General features: G+C 42.2%; 22 protein-coding genes. 5 read left to right on the plus strand and 17 right to left on the minus strand.

Annotation, left to right across the window (positions count from 1 at the left end; genetic code table 11):
- Positions 1-124: 124 nt before the first annotated feature.
- From glpK to C6Y07_RS14455, 10 genes are all read right to left on the minus strand, one after another.
- On the minus strand, positions 125-1,621 hold the full coding sequence (gene glpK, locus C6Y07_RS14410) for a glycerol kinase GlpK (RefSeq protein WP_060595850.1): 1,497 nt from the start codon (positions 1,619-1,621) through the stop codon (positions 125-127).
- A gap of 15 nt (positions 1,622-1,636) precedes the next feature.
- Positions 1,637-2,452, minus strand: a complete 816-nt coding sequence (locus tag C6Y07_RS14415) for an MIP/aquaporin family protein (protein ID WP_106156934.1) — start codon at positions 2,450-2,452, stop codon at positions 1,637-1,639.
- A gap of 214 nt (positions 2,453-2,666) precedes the next feature.
- Positions 2,667-3,224: a glycerol-3-phosphate responsive antiterminator gene (locus tag C6Y07_RS14420; protein ID WP_034663739.1), complete on the minus strand. Its 558-nt coding sequence runs from the start codon at positions 3,222-3,224 to the stop codon at positions 2,667-2,669.
- A gap of 183 nt (positions 3,225-3,407) precedes the next feature.
- On the minus strand, positions 3,408-4,748 hold the full coding sequence (locus tag C6Y07_RS14425; RefSeq protein WP_066031110.1) for an aspartate aminotransferase family protein: 1,341 nt from the start codon (positions 4,746-4,748) through the stop codon (positions 3,408-3,410).
- Positions 4,749-4,982: 234 nt separating this feature from the next.
- Positions 4,983-6,575 carry a PucR family transcriptional regulator gene (locus C6Y07_RS14430; protein WP_106048756.1) on the minus strand — a complete coding sequence of 531 codons (1,593 nt, stop codon included), beginning with the start codon at positions 6,573-6,575 and terminating at the stop codon, positions 4,983-4,985.
- A 32-nt stretch (positions 6,576-6,607) separates the two neighbouring features.
- Positions 6,608-7,519: an AEC family transporter gene (locus C6Y07_RS14435; protein ID WP_106156958.1), complete on the minus strand. Its 912-nt coding sequence runs from the start codon at positions 7,517-7,519 to the stop codon at positions 6,608-6,610.
- Positions 7,520-7,607: 88 nt separating this feature from the next.
- The gene (locus tag C6Y07_RS14440) at positions 7,608-8,024 is read right to left on the minus strand and encodes a VOC family protein (protein ID WP_066031112.1); all 417 of its coding nucleotides are present in this window, start codon (positions 8,022-8,024) and stop codon (positions 7,608-7,610) included.
- A gap of 185 nt (positions 8,025-8,209) precedes the next feature.
- Positions 8,210-9,748, minus strand: coding sequence for a bifunctional GNAT family N-acetyltransferase/carbon-nitrogen hydrolase family protein (locus tag C6Y07_RS14445; RefSeq protein WP_066031113.1), 1,539 nt, complete (start codon positions 9,746-9,748; stop codon positions 8,210-8,212).
- Between the two features lie 15 nt (positions 9,749-9,763).
- Positions 9,764-10,429 (minus strand): HAD family hydrolase, encoded by a 666-nt coding sequence (locus C6Y07_RS14450; protein WP_106036598.1) that lies wholly within the window; start codon positions 10,427-10,429, stop codon positions 9,764-9,766.
- A 309-nt stretch (positions 10,430-10,738) separates the two neighbouring features.
- The gene (locus tag C6Y07_RS14455; RefSeq protein WP_060595847.1) at positions 10,739-11,089 is read right to left on the minus strand and encodes a DUF5365 family protein; all 351 of its coding nucleotides are present in this window, start codon (positions 11,087-11,089) and stop codon (positions 10,739-10,741) included.
- A gap of 109 nt (positions 11,090-11,198) precedes the next feature.
- Between C6Y07_RS14455 and C6Y07_RS14460 the strand changes: the two genes are divergently transcribed.
- Positions 11,199-12,107 carry an RluA family pseudouridine synthase gene (locus C6Y07_RS14460; RefSeq protein ID WP_106156936.1) on the plus strand — a complete coding sequence of 303 codons (909 nt, stop codon included), beginning with the start codon at positions 11,199-11,201 and terminating at the stop codon, positions 12,105-12,107.
- A 206-nt stretch (positions 12,108-12,313) separates the two neighbouring features.
- Here the strand turns inward: C6Y07_RS14460 and C6Y07_RS14465 are convergent, their stop codons facing one another.
- The 3 genes from C6Y07_RS14465 to C6Y07_RS14475 form a co-directional block, all read right to left on the minus strand.
- Entirely contained in the window at positions 12,314-12,880 is a 567-nt protein-coding gene (locus C6Y07_RS14465) for a class D sortase (RefSeq protein WP_106036595.1), read from the minus strand.
- Between the two features lie 46 nt (positions 12,881-12,926).
- Positions 12,927-15,830 (minus strand): 5'-nucleotidase C-terminal domain-containing protein, encoded by a 2,904-nt coding sequence (locus C6Y07_RS14470; protein ID WP_106156938.1) that lies wholly within the window; start codon positions 15,828-15,830, stop codon positions 12,927-12,929.
- Positions 15,831-15,916: 86 nt separating this feature from the next.
- Positions 15,917-19,297, minus strand: a complete 3,381-nt coding sequence (locus C6Y07_RS14475) for a CheR family methyltransferase (protein WP_106156940.1) — start codon at positions 19,295-19,297, stop codon at positions 15,917-15,919.
- A gap of 143 nt (positions 19,298-19,440) precedes the next feature.
- On the opposite strand from C6Y07_RS14475, the gene C6Y07_RS14480 reads away from it, so the two are divergent.
- Complete coding sequence (locus C6Y07_RS14480) at positions 19,441-20,085, plus strand: spore coat protein (protein ID WP_106156942.1); 645 nt, start codon at positions 19,441-19,443, stop codon at positions 20,083-20,085.
- Between the two features lie 26 nt (positions 20,086-20,111).
- Here C6Y07_RS14480 and C6Y07_RS14485 read toward each other — a convergent pair whose 3' ends face one another.
- On the minus strand, positions 20,112-20,987 hold the full coding sequence (locus C6Y07_RS14485) for a hypothetical protein (RefSeq protein WP_106031645.1): 876 nt from the start codon (positions 20,985-20,987) through the stop codon (positions 20,112-20,114).
- A 156-nt stretch (positions 20,988-21,143) separates the two neighbouring features.
- Positions 21,144-21,650, minus strand: a complete 507-nt coding sequence (locus C6Y07_RS14490) for a YhcN/YlaJ family sporulation lipoprotein (protein ID WP_106156944.1) — start codon at positions 21,648-21,650, stop codon at positions 21,144-21,146.
- Between the two features lie 152 nt (positions 21,651-21,802).
- On the opposite strand from C6Y07_RS14490, the gene C6Y07_RS14495 reads away from it, so the two are divergent.
- Positions 21,803-22,201 carry a hypothetical protein gene (locus tag C6Y07_RS14495; RefSeq protein WP_034663775.1) on the plus strand — a complete coding sequence of 133 codons (399 nt, stop codon included), beginning with the start codon at positions 21,803-21,805 and terminating at the stop codon, positions 22,199-22,201.
- Positions 22,202-22,235: 34 nt separating this feature from the next.
- Here the strand turns inward: C6Y07_RS14495 and C6Y07_RS14500 are convergent, their stop codons facing one another.
- Positions 22,236-22,616: a hypothetical protein gene (locus C6Y07_RS14500; RefSeq protein ID WP_060595841.1), complete on the minus strand. Its 381-nt coding sequence runs from the start codon at positions 22,614-22,616 to the stop codon at positions 22,236-22,238.
- Positions 22,617-22,714: 98 nt separating this feature from the next.
- On the opposite strand from C6Y07_RS14500, the gene C6Y07_RS14505 reads away from it, so the two are divergent.
- Complete coding sequence (locus C6Y07_RS14505) at positions 22,715-23,806, plus strand: diguanylate cyclase (protein WP_034663781.1); 1,092 nt, start codon at positions 22,715-22,717, stop codon at positions 23,804-23,806.
- A 211-nt stretch (positions 23,807-24,017) separates the two neighbouring features.
- The gene (gene cspB / locus C6Y07_RS14515) at positions 24,018-24,218 is read left to right on the plus strand and encodes a cold shock-like protein CspB (RefSeq protein WP_003212277.1); all 201 of its coding nucleotides are present in this window, start codon (positions 24,018-24,020) and stop codon (positions 24,216-24,218) included.
- Between the two features lie 312 nt (positions 24,219-24,530).
- Here the strand turns inward: cspB and C6Y07_RS14525 are convergent, their stop codons facing one another.
- The gene (locus C6Y07_RS14525; RefSeq protein ID WP_060595840.1) at positions 24,531-24,890 is read right to left on the minus strand and encodes a hypothetical protein; all 360 of its coding nucleotides are present in this window, start codon (positions 24,888-24,890) and stop codon (positions 24,531-24,533) included.
- Between the last annotated feature and the right edge of the window lie 13 nt (positions 24,891-24,903).

Below are 24,903 nucleotides of genomic sequence, written 5' to 3' on the forward strand. Positions count from 1 at the left end.
TGTTGTACGGTAAAGAAAAAGAGACCGCAAACACCCAAAGCGTATTTCTACACTTCGGTGCCTGCGGTCTCTCCAGTTCTCCAACCGTTCTATTAACTTACTTGAAGTATACCATACTTTTGGTTTATTTGAAAGCTTGAGCTGCTTTTACAGCCTTTTTCCACCCGCTGTATAACGAGTCACGGCTGTCCTCTTCCATCTTAGGGTCAAAGCGCTTGTCAAGGTTCCATTGTTTTGCAATGTCTGAACGGTCGTTCCAGAAGCCAACTGCTATTCCCGCAAGATAGGCCGCACCGAGTGCCGTCGTTTCATTAATTTCTGGACGCTCTACAGGCACATCCAACAGATCACTTTGGAAGCCCATTAAGAAATCATTCTTCACAGCTCCGCCATCAACGCGCAATGTTTTTAATGAAATGTTTGAATCCTTTTCCATCGCATCTAACACATCTTTCGTTTGATAAGCAAGTGATTCTAACGTTGCTCGGACAAAGTGCTCTTTAGAAGTACCGCGTGTTAACCCGAAAACAGCGCCTCTGACATCACTATCCCAGTATGGTGTGCCTAGACCAACGAATGCCGGAACGACATATACGCCCTCTGTTGACTCAACGCGCTCTGCATATGCTTCGCTGTCTTTCGAGTCTTTAAACATTCTCAGTCCGTCACGCAGCCACTGAATCGCTGAGCCAGCAACGAAAATACTTCCTTCTAAAGCATATTCAACTTTGCCGTCAATGCCCCATGCAATCGTCGTTAATAAACCATGATCCGACTTAATGGCTTTTTCCCCTGTATTCATCAACATGAAACATCCTGTACCATATGTGTTCTTCGCCATTCCTTCTTCAAAGCAAGCCTGACCGAATAAAGCAGCCTGCTGATCTCCCGCCGCTCCTGCAATCGGAATATTTCTGCCGAAGAAGTGATAGTCTGTTGTTTCACCATAAATGTGTGAAGATGGTTTCACCTCCGGAAGCATAGATGCAGGTACGCCAAGGATATCAAGTAATTCTTCATCCCATTTCAGATCGTAAATGTTGAACATTAACGTTCTTGACGCATTGGAATAATCTGTGACGTGTGATTTACCGCCTGTCATCTTCCAAATAAGCCAAGTATCGATTGTGCCAAACAGTAAGTCGCCATTTTCTGCTTTCTCACGGGCACCTTCTACATTGTCTAAAATCCATTTGACCTTTGTACCTGAGAAATAAGCATCGATGAGAAGACCTGTTTTATTTCTAAACGTTTCATTGTGTCCTTGCGCTTTTAAATCTTCACAAATGCCAGACGTTTGTCTTGACTGCCAAACAATTGCATTGTAAATAGGTGCGCCTGTATGTTTATCCCAAACAACAGCTGTCTCACGCTGGTTCGTAATTCCGATACCAGCGATTTGGTCTGCTTCAATTCCTGATTCAATTAAAGCTGTTGAAATGACCGATAGAACAGAGCTCCAAATTTCATTTGCATTGTGTTCTACCCAGCCTGGGTTCGGAAAATATTGATTAAATTCCTTCTGAGCTGTATGTGCAATTTTGCCTTCTTGATCAAATAAGATTGCTCTTGAGCTTGTGGTCCCTTGATCTAATGCAAGAATATATTTTTCTTTTGTCATGATGTTTTCCTCCCCTTACATACTTTCATTTACAGCATTTGTTTGGTTTTTCGTAGAGACATAGAGTCCTAACAATACCACAACTAAAATAACGCTTACAATCCAAAAGGCTGGAGTGACGTTCGCTTTAAAGGCTGCATTGTAGAAAACACCGCCAAATGCGCCGCCTAAAATTGGACCAATAACTGGCACCCAAGCATATTTCCAATTCGATGGGCCTTTCCCTGGAATCGGCAGGATCGCATGTGCAATTCTCGGACCTAAATCACGTGCAGGGTTAATTGCATAACCAGTTGTTCCACCTAAAGAAAGACCAATTGCAACAATTAAGAAACCAACAATCAGCGGATTGACTCCGTCTGCAAATTTATTTGCACCAATCGCTAAGATTCCTAGAACCAATACAAATGTACCGATGACTTCACTAAGTACGTTTGCAAAAGTATGCGGAATCGCAGGACCAGTTGAGAATACACCTAGCTTTGCACCTGGATCATCAGTTGCTTTCCAGTGCGGTAAGTAATGTAAAAAGACGATAATAGCCCCTATTAATGCGCCAAGCATTTGACCAATAATATACATTGGAACATCAGCCCAAGGAAAACTTCCTTCTAGCGCAAGCCCAATTGTTAGTGCGGGATTTAAATGCGCTCCACTGATTCCACCCGTTGCATAAGCTGCAATGGCCACTGCAAATCCCCATCCGAAAGCGATTACAATCCATCCGGATTGATATGCGAGCGATTTCTTTAAATTAACTGCCGCACACACACCGTCTCCAAAAATGATGAGCAGCATTGTACCTACGACTTCTCCCCAAAATGGTGTCATGAAAAATTCCTCCTCTGGTTCAGTTGCCATCCCCTATGAATGTGTAGAAAAGATAAAGAAAAAGATCCACAACAAACATACTTTACATCAGGGTCATTTGTCACCTAGTAAAGCGCTGTTGTGGATCTCCGTTTCTCCATCACATGATATTAACTTAGTGCAATAGTATCAGAGGATGAAAACGTTGTCAATAAATATTCACATTTTATCTTTTTCACTTTTGGAACGCTTTCCAAAGGGTGGTATTCGAGGTCGTCACAGCTGTAGCCCCTGCTTCAAGCGCTCTTTCTACATCTTCTTTTGTACGGATAAATCCGCCTGCAAATATTGGGATCCCAGCTCGCTCGCGCACTTCTGTAATTAAATCTGGTACGACTCCCGGCAACACTTCAATAAAATCTGGACGATGTTTCCCGACGAACTCCATGCTTTTTTCCATGGCACTCGTATCAAGTAAAAACATTCGCTGAATGGCATATACCTTTTTTTGCTTAGCTTTTACTATGACAGAAGACCTAGTAGAAATAATTCCTGCAGGCTTCATTTCCTGACAAATAAATTCCGTTCCATACTCATCATGTTTAATCCCGTGAATGAGATCGACATGGACAAACATTTTTTTGTGATGAGCATTTGCCTCATTCATGATGCCCTTTAGCCGGCCTAAGTGAACATCAAGTAAGACACCATATGTAAATGGACTTTTTAAAAATTCCTCAAATTGCTTCATATTGCGAACAGCAGGTAGAATAGGTTGATCATGAAAACTCATATGCCGTCTCCTTCAAAAGTGTATTGGATCAGTCTTCTCCTAACAGTAATAGAAACTCTTCTATTTTTCAATACACCTAGTGTGTCCAATACCGATTTCACCTCACATCATCTTCATAGACCTAGCTCAAAATGCTGGAAAGCATGCTTTTATTCCATAGAAAAAAGCAGAGAAGTCTCTCTGCTATAGCTGTGCCATGCTTTCTTTTAAGGTATTGATGATAAATGAGGCGTCATCATCTGTGATATTAAGCGGCGGTGCAAGCTGGGCAACGTTATTATAGCCGGCAACTGTATCACCATTTTTCCCGATGATCAGCCCGCGTTTTTTACATTCTGCGATCAATTGACCGACAACATGTAGCTCAGCTGGTTTTTTGGACTGCTGATCCTGAACAAGCTCAATGCCAAACAGCAAGCCTTTTCCTCTGACATCTCCGACAAATGGGTGCTCTTTTAACTCTTGCAAACGTTCAAGCATATCTCGCCCCAGCGCATCTGACCGTTCCACTAATTGCTCGTTTTCCATAATCTCTAGGTTGGCAAGTGCCACCGCACAGGAAGCAGGGTGACCGCCAAATGTATTCACATGGCGCAGCCGGTCATACGTATCTTCCCCTGCATAAGCTTCATAGATTTCTCGTTTCACGCACGTTGCAGAAAGCGGTAAATAGCCGCTTGTAATCCCTTTTGCCATGGTGATAATATCCGGTTTTACTTCCTCATGCATAAAACCAAACCGCTTCCCTGTCCGGCCAAAGCCGCAGATGACTTCATCTACGATAAGAAGCGCCCCATGAGCTTCACAGATGTCTTTGACCTTCTTCAAATACCCTTTTGGCGGCATTAAGATACCTCCGCCCGTAATGATCGGCTCCATAATGACCCCAGCAATGGTCTCGCTTAGTTCCCACGTCATAGCCTGATCAATCGCCGCAGCACTCGCCAAATTCTCTTGGTCCTCAGGATGACGATACACATCAGGAGGTGCAACGTGGATAAAGCCCTGACCTAATGGTTCATATTTATATTTACGCTGCGCTTGACCGGTTGCGGCAAGAGCAGCTGCTGTATTGCCGTGATACGACCGGTACCGGGAGATGAACTTTGTCCTTGTACTCTCTCCTTTTTGCGCATGATATTGTTTGACAATTTTAAATGCGGCTTCATTGGCTTCAGAACCGCTGTTAGAAAAGAAGATGACATAGTCCCCGCCAAGCCACTCATTTAGCTTTTCAGCCAGCTGAATCGCCGGCACGTGGCTTTGTGTAAGCGGATAGTAAGGCATTGTCTTTAATTGCTTATACGCCGCTTCTGCAAGCTCTTTGCGGCCATATCCGGCATTTACACACCAAAGACCTGACATCCCGTCTAAATAGCGATTTCCATGAATATCTGTCACCCATGCGCCTTCTGCCTCGTGAATAACCATACTTTCATTTTCCTTGTTTGTCCCTTTCATATGATGCCAGATCAACTGATCATCTTTCGCCTGAAGATTTTGCGCCTGCTCATGTATTTTCATCTTCCCGCCCCCATGTATCCGTTTTCATCATTAAAGAAGCTTAGACCAGTTCAAGCAGCACATTGCCTCTCCATTCATTATATGGATGAAACGTGAGGCATATGAAACTGGAACTTGACAGTTTCTTTCATTATAAAAAAGGGGGCAGGCCGATTACATTAGACAGATCGTCAACTGATTGAACACCATCATAAGACACTTTTCTTGATGCCTTGGCAAATTGAACACACTCCGCTAACGTCGATTTCCTTGCAGGAATTCATAAGCAAGAATTGCAAATTCAAGTGCCTGGCGTTTCGGCGCTTGCATCATATCCTCACCAAGTAAGGCATGCAGTTTATCCAGTCTATGATAAAGGGTTTGCCTAACAATATAGAGCTGGCTTGCGGTTTCTTTTTTAGAACCGTTTGTCTGTAAAAAGATATTCAGCGTTTGATAGAGTCTCCCGCTATTTTGATTATCGTATAAAATCACGGGCTCTAAATACTCTTTCACCATGCATTCAAGCAGACCGCTTTCCTTCATCATAGGCATGAGACGAAGCATATGTAGATCTTGGTAAAATGGACTTTCCACCCGCTGAGGCATCACTTTTTTTAAATGCAGCACTTCTTTGGCTGCTTGAAAGCTTTTTCTCATGTGCTGAAACTGTTCACAATATTGACCGATACCAAAATTGATCTCGGCCCCTCGGGGCTGCTCCCGGTCATACAATTGTTTGATGTCGTTTGCAGCCTTTTCTGCACGCTCTTTCCAGTCCTCTTTCTTTCTCGTGTTTAATAAAATAAACAAGGTTTGTCCTTGATGCTCATATGCAATCAGATAGAAACCCGCACGCTGAAAAATGGAGCGGCAAGATACAAGAAAGTAAAGATTCCCTGCGATTTCTTCGATTTGATGATGCTTTTGAAAGAGCAAAACTACGCAGCCAGTTGGCTTTTTCAACCCTTCTGTTTCTTCAAGGTGCTCTATGATCTCTCGTTCTGTATGCTCTTCTTGGAACCATTTTTGCAGCCATTCATTCTCTTTTGTTTTCTTCAGCTCTTCTGTATAAAGCTCTCTTAATGTTTGCTGGGCAAGAGCATTCGCTCCTTTATCCATCACGAGCAGTTCAAATTCAGAGAGTGTGTCCGCTTGATGAATGAGCACAAGATCTGCAAATGTTTGTTTGAGTGCAAGCACTTGTTTTTGCGTCACTTCGTATCCTTTTGGCACGGAAGCAAACTGTAAATAATTCATGACCAGTTCTTCGGTTGGTTTGGAAGAATCACATAAAATAATCGGCTCGCCCTGAACAGGGAGGAGTAAAAGAATCCCCCTTACGTGCTGATACACTTGATCCAAAATATCCATCTGCGGATGCGGGGTCAGTAAAAGCTCATTCAGCTTTGATGATAGTGCTTCTAAATCTGCCATCATTTGATACTGACGCTCGATCATCATCGTATGAAGATGCTGCGTGATGTTGACGAACTTCACTTCTTTTGTAAACAGAATAAGCGGAAAATCTCTTTCTTCTGCATAGATCAGCAATTCTTCCGGCACATCGAATCTTAACGGCACAAATTCAATACACAAGCCGGCTGCCCCTGAATCAATCAGCTGCCGTAAAAACGCTTGAAACACATCCAGTTGATCATGGAAGCCTGCGGCTGTCGTTAATATAAGCTCGCCTCCATTTAACAAATCCTCTACATCAGGCACTTCTAACACATGGATCCATTTGACCTGCCGAAACAATCCTTTTTCCCCTGCTAACACTTTTGCATGCGCAAAATGCTTCGTTTTCAACACGTCACTCACTTGGAAATGAACATCTACATTCATTCATCTGTCCCCCTTTGTTTGCCGCCTATCCCCTATCCCAGCATGGATAAAATCCATAATAAAACTGGTAATGTCACGATACTTAAGATTGTACTGAGAAATGTCGTGCTTGAGACAAACTCAGGCTTCGTTCGAAATTGTACAGCCATCAGCGTGGTATTTGCTGCTGTCGGCATGGCTGCCACTAAGATCATAATTTGTTTCACCATATCATCTACCGGTAAAATAACCGTAAAGCCAAATGCGATGAGTGGGGAGATAAACAGCTTCAGCAATACAGCATAAGAAATATTTCGATAATCCACTTGCTTAAAAGAGATCACGGCAAGCTGCATACCTAAAATAAGCATAATCGTCGGTATGGCAGCATTCCCTACAAGCTGAATACCCGTCATCAGCTCTTTAGGTAATGAAAGGTCAATCAGCTGAAATAATAGACCGATGAGCGCCCCGTAAGCAACCGGCATACGAAGCACTTTTTTCAGCACGACCTTTCCATCTCCCGCATCCTCTCCGCCCTTTGCTGCATAATACATACCGATTGTACTCATGACAAGCTGCTGCAGCACCATCAATACGATCGCAATATCCAAACCTGCTGCTCCGAAGACAAGCAGCACAACGGGCGTGCCGTAGTTTCCATTGTTCATAAAGGCTGACGACAGAATCATGGCACAATACGTTTCATTCGAATAACCATACATACGAGATAATATAAAGACACATAAAATAAGTGCAAGACAAAGCCCGACAACAAAAATGGATAAATACACATAGTCCATCGACACTTTGTTTTGATAAAAGGTTTCAAACGCAAGAAATGGTGACATTAAATATAAAGACATTGATGAGAGCGTATGTATGTCAAAACCAATCGCCTTCTGCCCGATATACCCAATCAGAAATATGCCGAACACTGGCAGTAGGACAAGTAAAAACTCCATGCTGCACCTACTTTTCTCTAGTTGAATTCCAGATTCCATCTGCTTCCTCATTATCATACCACTGATAAACAATAAAAAAGAAGCACCCTTATGAAAGGCCGCTTCTTTCCTCATCCATATAAAACACTTCCCACAAATGACCATCAAGATCCTGAAAGCTCCATCCATACATGAACTCATGATCCTGCTTCTCCTTAAACGGTGAACCGCCTGCTGCCATTGCCTGCTCGACAAGCTCATCGACCTCTTCTCGTGAATTGACACGAATAGAGATAATCACCTCTGATGCCTCTTTTGCGTCCACTAATTGTTTCTCTGAGATGGATTGAAAATGCCTAAGAGATAACAGCATGACGGTGATCGTGTCATCAATGACCAAACAGGCCGCCTGATCATTCGTGAACTGCTGCTCAAAGTCAAAACCCAGCTGCTCAAAAAAAGCGATAGATTCCTTCACGTGCTTTACCGGCAAATTGATATACAGATGTTTAGATTGTCGCCCCATATTCCTCTCCTTTTTGAACACATGATCTCCTTTCAGTATATTCTGCTTTTGCTCCAGCATCCCTTTGTCAGTCGAAAAATCTTATCCCTTTTTTAGCAGTGGTTAGCGATCACTCATGGCGCCACATTGTCTCTTTAAAAAATGTCATCAAAAAGAAGCGCCTCAACAATAGGCGCTTTCTTTCATTATTTCTTATATTCAATATGGTACACGTCTCTTCTTCGGTCTTTCAGCTGACGTACGGTCCCGTCTTGCCTTTGTCTTCTTAAAATTTCTAAATCGACATCACCAACGACAACCATCTCAATGTTTGGATTACACTCTCCTACAATCCCATCTCTTGCAAATTCAAAGTCTGATGGGGCAAATATAGCCGATTGTGCATATTGAACATCCATATTTTCGGTTTGCGGAAGGTTGCCAACTGTTCCCGAGATGACGGTATAAATCTGGTTTTCGACCGCTCTCGCCTGTGCACAGTAACGTACTCTTAAATAGCCTTGGCGGTCTTCTGTACAGAACGGAGTGAAAATAATTTTCGCTCCTTTGTCAGCCGCGATCCGTGCAAGCTCAGGAAATTCAATATCGTAGCAAATTTGGATCGCAATTTTGCCGCAGTCTGTATCAAATACCCGGACCTGGTCACCAGCTGAAATCCCCCACCATTTTCTTTCATTCGGCGTGATGTGAAGTTTATATTGCTTTTCAATCGTTCCATCACGTCTAAATAAATAGGCGATATTGTAGATTTTCCCTTCCTCTTCTACAAAGTGGGACCCGCCGATGATATTAATGTTATATTTCACAGAAAGGTCTGTGAACAAATTAATGTAGTCCTCGGTATATTCCGTAATCCGCTGTACGGCAAGACTTGGTGAACGCTCTTCTAAATAAGACATGAGCTGCGTCGTAAAAATTTCTGGGAATACGGCAAAGTCAGCTGATGCATCTGATGCGACATCCACATAATACTCCACCTGATTCATAAATTCCTCAAAGGAATGAATTTGTTTCATCGCATATTGAATCACACAAATTCGAACGGGGAACGCCGATTTATAATATCTTTTCGATTGCGGGCGATAGTCGACATTGTTCCATTCCATTAACGTCGCATATGTGCTGGATGCTTTATCATCCGGCAGGTAATTCGGATTGATCCGCATGAGACTAAATTCATTTAACAGCTGAAAAGATAAAACGGGATCATAGATTTGGTGAAGCATCACCTGCTCCACATACTGGCGAGGCGTCATTTCCTCTTGGTATTTATGATAATTCGGAATGCGTCCGCCAATGATGATGCTTTTTAAATTTAATCTTCTCGCTAAGTCTTTTCTTGCTTCATACAAACGATGCCCAATTTTCATGCGGCGGTACTCAGGACCCACCATGACTTCGATTCCGTACATATTCATCCCATCAGGATTATGGTTTGTAATGTACCCATCATCTGTAATGTCCTGCCACGTGTGGCGATCATCGTATTCATCAAAGTTAATTAATAAACTTGAACAAGAGCCAATGATTTCTCCCTCGAATTCAGCACAAAACTGTCCTTCTGGGAAATGCTCAAGGTGGCTTTCAAGATGCTCTCGTTTCCAAGGGTCCATGCCTGGAAAGCATACCTCTTGCAAGGCAATGATTCGGTCAATATCCTCTTCACGGATATTACGGATCACCATTCTTTTTTCAAACCGCGTTAAGTCTAGTTTTTCTGCCATGATGTTTTTGCCCCCTTACTGATCCTCTTTTTCAAGCTGATGGAATAGCTGGAGCAATTCGATTTCAGCCATGGATTCTAATCTGACATCATATTCTTCAAATTGCAGCGTGCTCGTCACTTTGTTTGGGACGATGACACATTTCATACCTGCCCGTTTGGCAGCTACTGATCCATTCACAGAATCCTCAAATGCCACGCAATCTTTTGGCTCTACCCCTAAGCAGCGTGCGGTTTGCAAATAGAGCTCTGGATTTGGTTTGACTTCTTCCACATCATCTGACGTGCGGATACATTCAAAGTAGTCGAAAAGACCAATCTGCTTTAGGTGATCTGACACCCATTTATAGTCTGAGCTGGAAGCAAGTCCAATCTTGATCCCGAGCTCCTTTGCTGCTTCTAAATAAGCTTCTACGCCAGGTCTTGCTGATTCGTCCTTCATTCTTTTTTGAAAACGAGAACGCCGATCTGCTGTGAGTGTCTCATGATCCAGCGTCTTCCCTAGCTGCTTTTCCAAATATTCAAATGGCTTAAAGCCTGCCTGCGTCCCAATGACATTGCCCCATACGGAAAGAGGCAGCTCTGACTCATGCTCCGCAAACATTTCTTGTAAAACCTCATATTCATGTGTTTCTGTATCTAAAATTAATCCGTCAAAATCAAATATAATCGCCTTTACCAACGAGGCCACTCCTTTTTTTACGAAAGTCTTAAACATTTACTCAATGCTATCATATCGTGAATAAAATTGACTTTCAAAGATGAATGTCTGCTAAAATGATTATGTATAAAAGGAGCCTGCACCGTTTTGTCAGGCTCCTACCCGTGTTCTGTTCATTCTGTAAGAGATCCAAGCGCTCCGATTCGTGGAGAAATAGGCAATGTTGAAAAAGAGCGGGTTTGGTATTACAGATCTTAAAGGTTTCTCCGTTCCCTTAAAAATAGTATGTGCGAGGGCCGTGTAAGTTAACAAGGAAGTTCACACCATCTTTTACGCATTTTGAAGGTGACGGCTGACAAAATCATCTAGATCAAACGGAAAAGAAAAGCCGCAGGCATTGACCTGCTCACGGTTCCGCTCGAATAGCTCACGATCACGTTTGGTGATATGACGTTTCGGTTTTACAATTATGGTATGTAATAGCTGAAGTCCCGATAAAATACGAAAAGCATCATCCATCGTCCCGTTATATACTCCATCAATAAAGGTAAGGGAGCGGTCTTTTTGACGCATATCCCGCTGCTGTCCATTGACAGCATGAGAAAGAAGATCTTCAACTTCCTTTGATATTTCTTCAATTGCCTGCTCTTGCAGGTCTGTAGCAGCTTTCATTAATCTCACGTGACATCTACCTCTCTGTCGTTATTTCTCCATTCAGAATAGCACAGAAAAAAAGGCGTTCGCCAAGGTAAGTGTTTCCTATATATACCCATAGAGAGGAACGGATATCATGATCATAAAAGGGCACACGCTCTCACTCAAAGTAGACGAGCAGTATCATCACACATCACTCAGTCATTTTTTAAAGACAGCCGTATCTGCATCAAAACCGATTATTCATTTTTGGATGGAGCATCAAAAAGTCCGTTTAAATCAAAAGCCTGCCCATCACGCGGCTAAAGTCAGTAAAGGCGATCAGATCATCATTGATTTATTTGAAACAGAAGAAAGTGATGTGGCACCAGAATACGGTGAATTAGAGGTGCTCTTCGAGGACGAGCATTTATTAATTGTGCAAAAACCTGCCGGACGGCCAACTCATCCGAATGAACAAGGACAAACGGGCACACTGGCTAACCTTGTGGCCTTCCATTTTCAAGCAAATGGAGAAGAAAAGAGGGTGAGACATATCCACAGGCTGGATCAAGACACAAGCGGCACCGTCATTTTTGCAAAGCATAGATTAGCCCATGCGGCTCTTGATCAAATGCTTTCTAAAAAAACAATCAGCCGAACATACATCGCCATCACAGAGGGGCTTTTCAAAAAAAAGAAAGGCACCATTGATGCAGCGATCGGCCGTGACAAACACCATGCAGTCAGACGAAGAATCTCCCCTACTGGACAAAAAGCTGTGACTCATTTTCAGGTCATGGACATGAATAAACGTCTGCAAATGACAGCCGTTAAACTGCAATTAGAGACGGGTAGAACGCATCAAATTCGTGTCCACCTTAGCAGTCTCGGGCATCCACTAGCTGGGGACACTTTATATGAGGGAGTTCGTGATTACATCAACAGGTGTGCTCTTCACGCCAAGCAAGTTGACATGAAACACCCCTTTACAGGTGAGCATCTGATCATCGAAGCACCTCTACCACCTGATATGGACCAGCTCATGAATAAAATCATCCATTAAAATAAAGAGCCTGCATTTGATTAGCAGGATCTCAGATTGTTGACAAAGGGCTAAAATAATCTTATTTTAGCCCTTTCTTCTTTTCAGCGTGATAGAAAACCTTTGCAGTTCTAGGAAGGACGAGCACCGGAACGTAGATCTGACAACGAATGCAAGGGTTTGTCTACACGCTGGGAGCCTGCATATGATCAGCAGGCTCTTTTTCTTTAGACAGACGCTCTTTTTGCATAAATAATGTACCGCTCTGGTGCATTGCCGACAAAATGAAAAGGATAGCATGTGGTTAACACCAGCTCTTCCTTTTCATTCTGCAACGTAATAATGGATGTATCATGCTGATCGACAATTTTCGTATGCGTGATTTCATAGACAAACTCACCATACGGCACAGTGATTTTCAGCTGATCTCCAATATCCAGTTCACCTGTCCGGCGAAATACCGTGTCACGGTGGCCAGATAGGACGATTTGTCCATTCTGATCAGGATAATAACTGCCTTTGTAGTGTCCTACTCCCTTTGCAAGGTCATCCGCATCCGTCCCTTCGACAATGGGAAGGTCTGCTTTTAATTTTGGAATCGTCAGGATGCCAGAAGCTTTCCCCACTTCTGGAGCAAACTGCTTTTTGGACATCCCTTGATCGTCCGCCACAGCCTTCTTCGCTTCGTCTAATGATTGGGCTGTTTGAAGATGAGTAGAGGCGATTTGCCAAATCCCCCAGCCGAGCAGAACAATCCCGGCTGTCATCACAGTCAGTGCAAGCCACTTTTTCATGCTTAAACTCCTTTGCCTGTTACATTTCTCTTAGATGATACGCTCTTTAGCTTGCTGCTTTTTCTTCTTGTTTTGCTATTTGAATTCGCCCCTCTTTTTGATACACAATGGAAGCTCCCTCAAAGCTTTTGACAAAAGCGACAGTGGCTTCTAAGTCTTCTGGGCCTGTTTCAGGGTTTTTCCCAAGTCTGCCTATTGGTGCATATTTACTGCCAGTTGCAGTTGCCATGAAGTTATTCACAGTGAGTGTATACGTTTGATCGAAAGCTACGGCTGAACCATCTGGCAGCTTCAAGTCGACTACTTTATATGTTACCGGATCATAGGAATATGAAAAGCCTGAAATGCTATAATCTGGTCCAAATTGTGGAGAAATTTGAGCTTCTATGATCTCAACTAAGTCTTTTCCCTTGATCTCCAGTTTGACTAAAACGTTGCCGAATGGCTGAATATTAAAGAGATCTCCCCACGTTATCGGCCCTTTTTCAAGGTTTTGCCTAATGCCCCCTCCATTCATCATGGCAAAGTCACTTTTCATTGAATATCTCATACCATCTGCAATCAAATTACCGAGCGGCGTGTCTCCATCATTTGAATAGCCGCCTTCCATTTTGACCCCAGCTTCTCCAACAACCTCACTAATAATCGGCTCCACTTCTTTCCCGTAATGAGCCAAGATGTCTGCTGCTTCCTTGTCCTTTTCTATACCAGCTTGATCTACATACTGGATATTTGCACTCTTTTTGACGATATCCTTCGTTTTGCGGTCAAGTGTCACATTGACTTCGCCAATCGCCTTCCCATATTCAAAGGCTTGCACAATTAATTTCCCATTGACCTCTCCATTGACCACTTCGTGATTATGCCCTGCAAAGATGACGTCAATTTCATCATCACCTTCTTTGGCAAGCTTTGCACTCTCTCCAGTGATCGTATCGCCATTTTGAGAGGCTGTCATATGAGCTAAAACTGCAATGGCTTTAACCCCTTTTTGTTTTAGTTCCTTCGCGGCTTCATTCACGGCTTTGACTTCATCTGTAAACTGAATGTCTTTAATCCCTTCTGGCATGACCATTCCTGCGGCTGACTTGGTCACAACACCGATAAATGCGACTGGGATTCCTTCGACATCGATGATTTCATAAGCCGGTAAAAGTGGCTTACCTGTATCCTTGTATTCACAGTTCGCACAAACGAGCGGGAAGTTCTGTCCGTCATACCCCTTTGTGCCTTTAGGATGTTCTCCGCCATTTAAGATACGCAATAGCTCGTCGACCCCTTCATCGAATTCATGGTTGCCGACCGTGCCCACATCAAAGCCAATGTTCTCCATGAGTTCAACGGTTGGTTCATCCTGCAGAAGAGAAGATATAGGAGAGCTCCCGCCAATCATATCTCCAGCATGGACCGTAATCGTATTTTTGTGTGCTGCTTGTTTTTGCTTCATATAGGCCGCGACATAATCCATTCGTCCGTACATGCCTTTACTGCCATCACCTTTGAGATCCAGCTCGTATTCTTGATCAATTTTACCGTGTAAATCATTCATACTTAAAATCGTTAATGGTACTTCGCTTGCATCCTTTGCCGGCTGATAGCCAGCCTGCTCTGCTTCTTCTTTGGAAGCAAAAAAGATCCGTTTATCCACATTGATTTCTTTCCATTTGTCAGGGGACACGTAGGTTTTCACAGCTGAGTCACCAACATAGCGTGTCAGTCCTTTTTTCTGTTCTCGTGCTCTAAATTCAAACGGCTGTTCCATCAGAGGGTCCGCTTCGTTCCATATGCCCTGTCCTTTTTCTTTTGCTTCTTTTACTGCTTTTTGAAACGTATGATAGTCCTTTTCATCTCCAACTGGCCAGATGAAGTAAGTAGGGGCATATCCTTTTTTTACAAGCTCTAGATTTGTATTTAGCCCTTTTTTGGTCTTCACTTGAGCTAAAAGACGTCCATAGCTGTCCTTCGCTTCAGGACCAATCTTTAATGTGACTTGGTCACCGCTTGAAAGAAGTGTTTTTAAATAGTCAGTCGCCTGCTGTCCAAAACGCAATTGGTTTTGGTCTAATTCATTTTTTGGCTTATGATACGTTTCCGGCGTGTCCATATTCACAAAACGCACCTTTGTTGTACCAAGAACAGGCTTCTTTAGATGAATCGTATCTCCATCCACCACACGGTCAACTGTTGCTTTGTATTCCTTCTTAATCTTTGGCGGCTTTGGCTGGCGTTTCAGCAGTTTGATATCATCCTTATGTCTTGGAAGCACCTGCAGCGTATCATACCTGCTTAACGCCCCTGTAAACTCGTACCATTTCCCTGTCTTTACTTTATCAATAGCATTTGTATCGACCATCACTCTCAGGATGGTGCTGTGGTATTTTTTATCAATGATCACCACATTGTATCCACCGCCAGCCGGCTGCGCTGGTTTTGCCTCAACATAGCCTTTAATCTTCACTAGTCTTCCTTCATGTTTACCGGCTTGATCCGTTTCTAGTTGTTTAACGGACACTCGCTTCGCCTTTGGCAAAGTTTGATTCACAGCATCTATCTTCAGGCGGCCTTGATCTGGCACAATTTCAATCATTCCTTTATAAGACGTGATCTTACCAGTCACTGTCACCTTCATGCCTGCTTTTAGTTCCGGGAAGTGATTGGGCTGCGCTGAATAAATATTGATTCCAGCTGATTTGTCTTGAATGTATGTGGACAATTTCCCATTGCCTACAGCGGATTGATCTGCTGTCACAATTCCGCTCACCGTCACGGTCTCTCCTATTAGCTGACGGGCTTTTTTGATCTGCACGATCTTTTTTTGCTTCCACACCATTTCCTTCTTTTCAGATGCACTGACCTCGCCTCCTGTGATCATGCCAGGCAGTAAGGATTGCAAACTAAAGATCATCAAAACCAAACAACAAATCATTCGAATAGATAGCATTCGTTTCATTAGACCTCTCCCCTTTGCGCTTCATCTCTCATAGTGTACAAAGTAAATATTGATGTTGAATGGATTTCATGTAAAACTTGTCTTTTTTAACTCATCGGAAAGGTAATAATCACACGTGTTCCCTCAAAGCTTTTACTTTCAAAACGAATGGTGCCGCCATGGCTTTCAATGATTTTAATGGTCATCATTAAACCAAGGCCTGTCCCCTTTTCTTTTGTAGTATAAAAAGGTTCACCGAGCTTCCCTATTTCGTCCTCTGGTATTCCCTTTCCTTGGTCTTCAAATATCAACATCATTTGATGATCTTTCATGAGAGAGGTCACCTTGATGACACCTGTCACACCATCCATCGCTTCAATTCCGTTTTTAAGGATGTTCAGGAAGACTTGTTTTAATTCATTCGGAATGCCTTGAATGTTAGGGAGCGACGGAGACAGATTTTTCTGAATGGACACGCCTTTTAAGACCGCCTGGGATTCAACAACCATGATCACTTCTTCGAGCAGAAGATTGACATGTACCGGTTCAAATTTCACCGATTTGCTTCTAGAAAGAACAAGGAATTCATTAATAATTGACTCGAGCCGATTAAACTCTGACATCATCACATCTGCATAATCTTTCTGATACTTCTTACTTTGAATCATCAGCTGTAAAAATCCTTTTAACGATGTCAGCGGGTTCCGTATCTCATGAGCGATACCTGCTGCAAGCTGCCCTACTGCCGACAGCATCTCTGATTTCATCAGCATCTTTTCTGACTGCTTTTGATTGGTGATATCCTCTGAAATCCGCATCACGGTTGACTGCATTTTGTCAGGATCATCGATTCGATGTAAAGAGACTCTCTCCCATCGTTCGCGCCCAGATAAATCTTGAAAGTACAGCTCACCTGTCCAGCTGCCCTCTTTTAAACAAACCTTCCATTGCTTCTCTAAATCATCACATTGACATAGCGAATGGTAGACAGAAAAAATATCTTTGCCGATCAGGTCATATTCATGCTGCTGGACAAACTGACAGAAACGCTGATTCACGCACTGGATAACCCCTTCCTCCGTTGCAACTACAATATGAATATGGCTGTTATCAAGCGCCGTCACCGCTAGATGAAGCGACTGTTTGATTTTCGTTACTTCGGTCATTTTAATCCAAGTCATCACCGCTCCTTCATGCTCTTGATCGAAGATAGGTGTGATGTGAACGGTGAATTGCTCTCCTTCGTTCGTTTCAATTTCACGTTCGATCGCGCGCCTATCCGATATGACGGATTGGATATCATGATAGAGCGTTTCCTGCGTAAGCTTTTTAGCCATCGACTGAAAGGATTGCTGATGCCTGATTTTCGCTGAAGTAAATAAAGAGGCAGCTGTAGGAGTGTAATAGCGAATATTCATGTCCCTGTCCACAAACAACGTCGCAAGCTCCGGCTTGACAGAGGGTCTGTACAGTTTTTCTCTTGTCACCCTTAAGTTGTTTATGATATTAATAAAATGCTCGTGTTTTTTCTCAAACTCCTCTAATTGCGTGTGTTTCGCTTTTAATTGAGCCCTTGCCTCCTGCTCCTTTTGCTTGACTTCATTGAGTTCATTTTCTAAATCGACAATACGCTGTTGATAGACTGAATTCTGATCTGACATTCCTTTGCCCCTGCCGTTATTTTGATTTTTTCCTCTCTCATTCATTCGAATGAGAATGACGTAAACTCCCTTAAAACGGCGGTCAAAACTTTTCACGGTAAAATCTGCATACTGCTTGCTGCCTTTTTCCGAAATGAGAACATGTTTAGACACAACCTCTGTCTCGTCTGTCCACACCTTTTGAAAGGTTTGACTCAACATCTCTTTCATATAATCAGGTGTTACATATTCACATGCTTGATCTGACACGTCTGTATGGTCTAAAAAAGAATACGCACCATTTGATAATGCCAGGATTTCGTCACTATCGTTGATAATCATACATGCATCATAATCCTCGCTTACTTCTTGCATATATTGTGCGGCTCGCGCTTTCAACTCGATATCACGAGCGTCTGGTGCCCAAGGGACATGTGGTTTAGAAACGTTTGAATGGGTGTAAATGTTCCATTTTTCATTGAACAAATGAAACAAACGAGGGATATTGGGTACAGTTTCATTTGGCCCTAATATCAACATCCCTTGATCTTTTAAAGCATATTGGAATCGGGACAATATTCGTTTTTGCACTTCAGGCTGGAAGTACATCAGAACATTTCGGCAGCTGATAAAATCGAGGTGGATAAAAGGTGAATCGATCAATAAATTGTGAGGTGCAAAGACAATATGTTTTCTAAGCGACTGCTTCACAATAAAAGCGTCACCTTTCCTTTCGAAATATCGCGCCCGCCATTTTTCCGGCATCCTTGCCATAGACTCTACTGAGTAAAGACCTTTACTAGCTGTTTGAATGGCTTTCCGGTTGATATCTGTTGCAAATACTTGAAGTTCGATGGTCACTTGTCTTCGCTTCATTTCTTCTAAAAATAAGATCGTAAAAGAATAGGCCTCCTCTCCTGTCGAACATCCCGCAATCCAAATACGGCATCTAGATTTCCCGTTTTTCACCGCATTTTCAATGATCGACGGAATGATCTGATGTTCACATACACGAAAAGCCTCCATATCCCTAAAAAAAGACGTCATGCCGCTTAAAAGCTGTGCGTGCAGGTGATCAAGCTCATCTGGTTCTCTTTCTAATAAGCAGTCGTACTCTGATAATAATGAAATCCGTTTTTTTGCAATCCTCATTCGTTTTTGAATGACAGATAGCAGCCTTTTCTTTTGATAGGTTGAAAAGGCAATGCCTTTATACATTTCAAGACGTTCAATAATTCTCAGTAAAACAGGATCTGCCTCATCGACATGCGGGACGTTGATGATATTGGCGATATATGCCGCAAGGGTTGAAGGGTCTTTGAATGTTTGTTGATACAAGGTGTCAAAACCGCTTTCTACCTCACTGCACGATAAAGCTGTACCGCCTTGCTCAACCAACTGAAGCAAGCCACTTCCCACACAATGACCTTTTTGAAAGAAAATCGCAAAAGCCTCTTCCTTTTGAACGCTGGCAAGAGACTGAAAAAGCAAGTCCACAGAGCAAGCCATGCACGCCGGCAGCTGCTCTGATAGGTGCAGCCGCTGATCTTCTGTTAACGTCACAACCGCATGCTGTGGACAAAAATAAATCGTCTTCTTCATGACTTTCTCACCATGTTTAATCGTTTTTGCCCGGTAGCCAATCGGTAAAACAAGTGCTTCCAAATCAGTTATACAATCGTCCGTCACATGATTTTGCACAACAATAAAAGAGGCATTTAATTCATGTGGAAATGATTGAAAAAAAGCCTCAAGATGATGCTGTTCAAACGGTGAAACACCGATGCCAATCACTGGTGCCTGCACATGTTCGTCTTCTATCAAACGATTAATGATTTTGTCCTGCATCTGGTACCCCCATGTTCATTCGTCTGATACTTTTTTTCGACAAAAAGGAAGAAAACCCTCTAATTGTAAATAATGTTTTTGCATGAAAGAAGGAAAACATCCTCACATTAAAACAGATTGTATAAACAGAAGGAGGAATCTCAATGCAAAACGATCAGCAACCAATGTTTCAAGGAAGCGCTCCCCAGCCCGAGCTCAATCATGGCGGACATGAGTTATTCGATTTACATGAAATTTTAGCCGGCACGATTAATATTTTGGATCAGTATATGATCCTGCGGCAGTTTATTCAAGATCCTGCATTATCCGACATCTTGGATCGACAATACCAATTCGTTTTATCTCAGTACAATGTCACTGTAGATTGTTTTTCTACTGGACAAAAGCCTAGTCAAGAAACCGCTACTTATATGATGAAAGAGCACACACAAGTGACGTATGGGATCAAGCCTTCTCAGCCGAAGAAGCCGAATCAGTCATTACAGGATGTAAAAGACTTGGGCATCACAGGGCATATGCTCAGCCTGGTCAAATCACATGCTGGATTACTTTCCATGTCTGCATTAGAAGTAACAAATCCAGTTGTCAGACGTGTGCTTGCTGCGCAAATCCCGAACTTTATTGAAATGGCGTATGAAATTTTCTTGTATCAAAACAAGCATGGCTACTATCAAGTTCCCCAGCTTTCCAGACAAGACATGACAGCCATGACGTCAGCTTTCGCGCCGCTTCAGGGGCAGATTCAAATGCCGCCAAGCAAAGCCAATCAGCAAAAGCCCCTTCATTAAAAAAACGGCTGACCCCTTTTCTCTGGTCAGCCGTTTTTTCTTTGATACATCTTGTTAAACTGATCTTCAAAATCTGCGAGCCGCTCCCCTGTCGCCTGTTCAAAGCCTTTAGCAAATTGACCTGTTTTCGCCGTTTCCTGCATGATCTCATGTATGATGTCTCGTCCGTAAAGCTGCACCAGCTCATAGACCATATAGTAGCTTTGCAAATAGACATCTGTCTCATACGTCATCCGGGCGTCCTGCCAATCTTGATCGGAATGAAGAGATTGAAAGGGAATGACGTCGAACCGTTCAGACGTGGCATTTAACACGTCATAGGCCGTCCATTCTGCTGTTCCTTCATGGAACCAAAGCGGAAAGATCACTGGAGACACTTCATAAGAATGAGCTTTTTCATAGAAAACAAAGTGAGCATATTCATGAATAAATAACGTGTTGAAAAAGTATAAAGGCAGTGTCTCTTTCTTCAATAATGCTTCCCGTTTATCTGGATATAATCCAATCATTTGATCATGATCGGAGTAAAAACCCGTAATATGCTTGATTCCGGCAAATTGCTCGATCGTCTCTTTATCATCAAAATAAATAATGTCTAAAGGTTTGTCAGTTTCAAACTGAAACACTGACGCTGTCCTCTTCTTTGCCTGATCCATGGCCTCGATTGTCAGGTCAACAAAAGCGTCCTCTTCCTCTGCATAGTATATTCTAATATGTTCATAAACTTGCTTATTGAGTCCCTCCGTTAATATGGTTTTAGGAGAAGACTGCTGCTCTAAATATTGTCCTGTCAGCTGAAACGCAACATAAATCAAGTACGCGGTGAAAGCATAAAAAATGAGACCTGCTGCAATCATTCCGCCTACAAGCTTTTTATGAATCAATGACGGCTTGGCTTTCATTTGCTCCCCACCTGAATTCATCCTGCAGCCTCTTTCTCTTTCTATGAAGAAACAAAGATCAACAAGAGGTGATATATTTTTTACTTTATGCAGTCAGGTGTGCAAGGTGCGGTTCCAAACAAAAAAGCCGCATATGACATACGGCTTTTGTCGTAGCTATTTTGATTCTGGGAAGACACGCCGAACCGTTTCAGTAAATTCATCGAAAAATCCTGAAATTGGCTCTCCGCTTCTAATACGTTTTCCGTATCCTTCCATACGATCGATAAAGTCTGGATTCGCAGATACATACACGTTGTCGATTTGTTGATCCGTTGATTTGACTTTGTCTGAAATTTTCTTTTTCAGATCGTCCGTCACATTACCGCTTTTATCGCCTTCAAGCATAACGGCAACAAATGCATTTTTTCCTGTGACAAGCACGTTCGCTGTTTTCACTTCAGACATGTTGGCTACAAGCTCTGACGCTTTATCTGCCACTTTGACCTTCTGAGGTGTTTGAACATTTGGTTCTTCCTGTCTCATATTGTCATTCTTATATGTGACATTTTCATACTGTCGTTTCATTGTTCCTCTTTGCTCATCTCCCTGGTTGTTCATGCCACATCCAGTGGTGATCAATGTTGGAACGAGTAGTAAAGATAGCATCCATTTCTTATTCATCAATTATTCCCTCCTTTTGCTCATAGGTTTTTCATCCAGCCGGCTTTTTATGCACACATTTCTATTTCATAAAATGAATTCATAATTCAGCCGGCTTTGGTCATCCTAAACATGATGAAGAAGTATCATCATGATCAAATGGAGGGATTCGTTTGTTTAAGAAAAGAAAAGGCATGAGCACTGGCGCAATGATTGCAGTATCAACAGCCATCATTGCATTATTTTCTCCGGTTTTACGAAGAAGGCTGAAAAGCATGACGCAAATGAATATGTCTTCAATGATGAAAGGAAAAAGCCATCAGCACCATGACTCATCTCGTCACGAGTCACACGCACAGAATGAATCAAAGGGAACTGCGGAAATCGGACAAATGATGAAGCAGGCATTCACTGCTGTACAGCCAAATCATACGAATCAGCACCAATCGACATCAAGAAACCATCAGCCAAGAGAGTCTTATGCACAGTCTCTCCATATTGATGAAAGTGTCATGAATGTGATGGATGATGAATCAATCCAGCAAGTAATCAATGACATCGAGCACAAATAAGAAAACAGGAGCCTTCATAAATAGAGGCTCCTGTTTATTCTCCTGAAAAATGTTCTTTCACCATCACAGAGAAGAAAGGTAAAAAGGTGATTTCAACTGTTGTGATAAAATCGTCATAAGCTTCTACTATGATTAAGAGCTCTTTCTCGTTTGGCCTGTCCTTTTTTATCTCTACATGCTGCACGGTTTTAAAATCATATATGCCTAAAACAGATGCCTCTTTTTTTCGAACAGCCTTTAACGTAAATTCTTGACTTCCAAGGTACATCGTGACAACGAAGCGCTCGTCTTGATTTTCAAATCGAAATGTCAGGTTTTGATATTCAATAGGCATACCTCTCTCGAACCTTTCATCAGGCTCCGTTTCAAAAAAAGAAAGCCAGTCCGTTTCATCTGGGAAGCGTTTTCCTCGCATGTGTTTCGATCCCCTCATAAGTGAAATTTTTATTAATTATCCTTTTTCCCCTTTTCTTTTGCAACAAATTTTAGTAATTTTAAAAAGGTGATTTTATTTTGCTAAGAGACCTCTTTATTAATTTAACAATTCTTGTCACTTTCCATTATTTATTTATGCTTGTGTTTAAAGAGAATTTTCTGAAGAAAGAAGATACCCTGCTCAGACAGCTATGCAAAGGCATTCTTTCTGGATTACTCGGTGTCCTTTTAATGTTCTTCTCTATCAAAGCAGGTCCAGCCATCATCGATTTAAGACATATCCCCCTTATTTTAACGGCCTTTTATGGAGGCATCGTCCAAACCATCATTGCAGCCTGTGTTGTGATCATTGGCCGATTATTAATTGATGCCAACGTCGGTTCTTTCATCAATATTTTTTCCATGATGATCATTGCAACAGCCTCTTTTTTAATTGCTGAGCGCCATATGAATCAAGTTGCGAAAATGCTTTTGTCCATTACGATCAGCAATGTGATTGCAACTTTTTTGTTTATTACGATTGCACATGAGACCTCTATTGAAGTCCATTCTGCCTATTGGATGTTCTCATATGTTGCAGGACTGTTTAACTTTTACGTCATTGAGCATCAAACAAAAGCATATCAGCTGTTAAATTTGTATAAATTCCAAGCTCATTATGACTTTTTAACAGGTGTTTTAAATAAACGGAAGTTCGATGAGGTCTTAAGTGATGCTTTTTCTATGAAATTTAAGCAGCCTATCCATCAAATGTCCCTTATTTACTTAGACATCGATTACTTCAAATCCATCAATGACCAATATGGACATCATGAGGGAGATATGGTTTTAAAAGAAATCGGAAAAAGGTTGATGAAAAACACAAGAAGCTCTGATTATATTGGCCGGATCGGCGGTGAGGAATTTGCTGTCCTTCTACCAAATTGTACAGTTGAAAAAACATGGCAGATTGCAGAACGCTTACGGAGAAAAATAGCAGATCAGCCGATATATTTACAAAATGGCATGTCCATTCATATCACAGTATCACTTGGGTGTGCTTATTACCCCGGAACAAGTGCAGACATCAAACAATTACCGATTATGGCTGATCAGGAGCTCTATAAAGCGAAGCAGTCTGGCCGAAATCAAGTGAGCTTCTCAGAGAGAAAAAGAGGCCAATTAATATAGGCTTTTTCCTCAATTTGTTAGCGCTAATTATTTTTAAAAAAGTTTTCGTATAACAGTTGTTTTTTCCCGCAAACACTGGTAAAGTAAAGGTAATTATTTTTGTTCGTATCATCTTTAAGAAGAAAGTTTTGAAAGAGTTTTCGTCTTTGAAGTTTGTGTAAGAGCAAGAATAGTGAATTTAAGCGTTAAGATCGCTTTAGGAGGAAATTTCATGTTAGAAGGTAAAGTAAAATGGTTCAACTCTGAAAAAGGTTTCGGATTCATCGAAGTAGAAGGTCAAGACGATGTATTCGTTCACTTCTCTGCTATCCAAGGCGAAGGCTTCAAAACTTTAGAAGAAGGTCAAGCAGTTTCTTTCGAAATCGTTGAAGGTAACCGTGGACCACAAGCTGCTAACGTTAACAAAGCGTAATTTAAGAGCATCTGCTCTTTAGCACTTTATAGAGTGAAGGAAAACCGTCCGGCTTCTGCCGGCGGTTTTTTTGTGCCATAAAAAAAAGAGAACCTGACGAGAGGTTCTCTTCAAATTGTTGACAAAGGGCTAAAATGGTTTTTATTTTAGCCCTTTGTCTTCTTTTCAGCGTGATAGAAAACCTTTGCACTCTAGGAAGGACAGCTACTTTTGCGGAGCGAATTTGACATTCGTGAGCACCAGCGCGCAGGACTGACAACGAATGCGAGGGTTTGTCTACATGCTGAGAGAACCTGCGAGAGGTTCTCTTTTTTATTTGTCCTTCTGCTTTAGCTTCTGTAAAGCAGAACGATACATATCATCATTCATTTTTGTCTCTGGTTCTTCTTCTTTGACAGGTGGTTCTGGCTGCTTAAACTTTTGAAGCGCCTGTCTATAAAAATCATCGCCAGACACTCGTTCATCCGTTTGAGAAGGCTTTGACGCTTCCTCTTCTTCTTCAGGCTCTACAGGTCTCGCCGCAACTTCTGACTCGCTGTGCGGCACGTCAGGCTGATTGGGCACATCTTCTTTGATCTCTTTCTTCTCGACCGAAGCGTGTCTGACATTGAACGCTACTAATCCGATAATGACTAGAACAGCAGCTACTAACGCTACAATAATCGTCGCCAAAAGAACCCTCTCC

The organism is Bacillus sp. LNXM12-1 (genome assembly GCF_003004375.1).
Taxonomy (GTDB): Bacteria; Bacillota; Bacilli; order Bacillales; family Bacillaceae; genus Bacillus.

Bases quoted from the DNA above. Each gene is read 5' to 3' on its own strand.
- C6Y07_RS14470 (WP_106156938.1), bottom strand. From the start codon at position 15,830: ATGAAACGAATGCTATCTATTCGAATGATTTGTTGTTTGGTTTTGATG.
- C6Y07_RS14430 (WP_106048756.1), bottom strand. From the start codon at position 6,575: ATGAATGTAGATGTTCATTTCCAAGTGAGTGACGTGTTGAAAACGAAG.
- C6Y07_RS14460 (WP_106156936.1), top strand. From the start codon at position 11,199: ATGATCATAAAAGGGCACACGCTCTCACTCAAAGTAGACGAGCAGTAT.
- cspB (WP_003212277.1), top strand. From the start codon at position 24,018: ATGTTAGAAGGTAAAGTAAAATGGTTCAACTCTGAAAAAGGTTTCGGA.
- C6Y07_RS14500 (WP_060595841.1), bottom strand. From the start codon at position 22,616: ATGCGAGGAAAACGCTTCCCAGATGAAACGGACTGGCTTTCTTTTTTT.
- C6Y07_RS14480 (WP_106156942.1), top strand. From the start codon at position 19,441: ATGCAAAACGATCAGCAACCAATGTTTCAAGGAAGCGCTCCCCAGCCC.
- C6Y07_RS14420 (WP_034663739.1), bottom strand. From the start codon at position 3,224: ATGAGTTTTCATGATCAACCTATTCTACCTGCTGTTCGCAATATGAAG.
- C6Y07_RS14435 (WP_106156958.1), bottom strand. From the start codon at position 7,519: ATGGAGTTTTTACTTGTCCTACTGCCAGTGTTCGGCATATTTCTGATT.
- glpK (WP_060595850.1), bottom strand. From the start codon at position 1,621: ATGACAAAAGAAAAATATATTCTTGCATTAGATCAAGGGACCACAAGC.
- C6Y07_RS14475 (WP_106156940.1), bottom strand. From the start codon at position 19,297: ATGCAGGACAAAATCATTAATCGTTTGATAGAAGACGAACATGTGCAG.
- C6Y07_RS14425 (WP_066031110.1), bottom strand. From the start codon at position 4,748: ATGAAAATACATGAGCAGGCGCAAAATCTTCAGGCGAAAGATGATCAG.
- C6Y07_RS14485 (WP_106031645.1), bottom strand. From the start codon at position 20,987: ATGAAAGCCAAGCCGTCATTGATTCATAAAAAGCTTGTAGGCGGAATG.
- C6Y07_RS14440 (WP_066031112.1), bottom strand. From the start codon at position 8,024: ATGGGGCGACAATCTAAACATCTGTATATCAATTTGCCGGTAAAGCAC.
- C6Y07_RS14445 (WP_066031113.1), bottom strand. From the start codon at position 9,748: ATGGCAGAAAAACTAGACTTAACGCGGTTTGAAAAAAGAATGGTGATC.
- C6Y07_RS14415 (WP_106156934.1), bottom strand. From the start codon at position 2,452: ATGACACCATTTTGGGGAGAAGTCGTAGGTACAATGCTGCTCATCATT.
- C6Y07_RS14490 (WP_106156944.1), bottom strand. From the start codon at position 21,650: ATGAATAAGAAATGGATGCTATCTTTACTACTCGTTCCAACATTGATC.
- C6Y07_RS14465 (WP_106036595.1), bottom strand. From the start codon at position 12,880: ATGAAAAAGTGGCTTGCACTGACTGTGATGACAGCCGGGATTGTTCTG.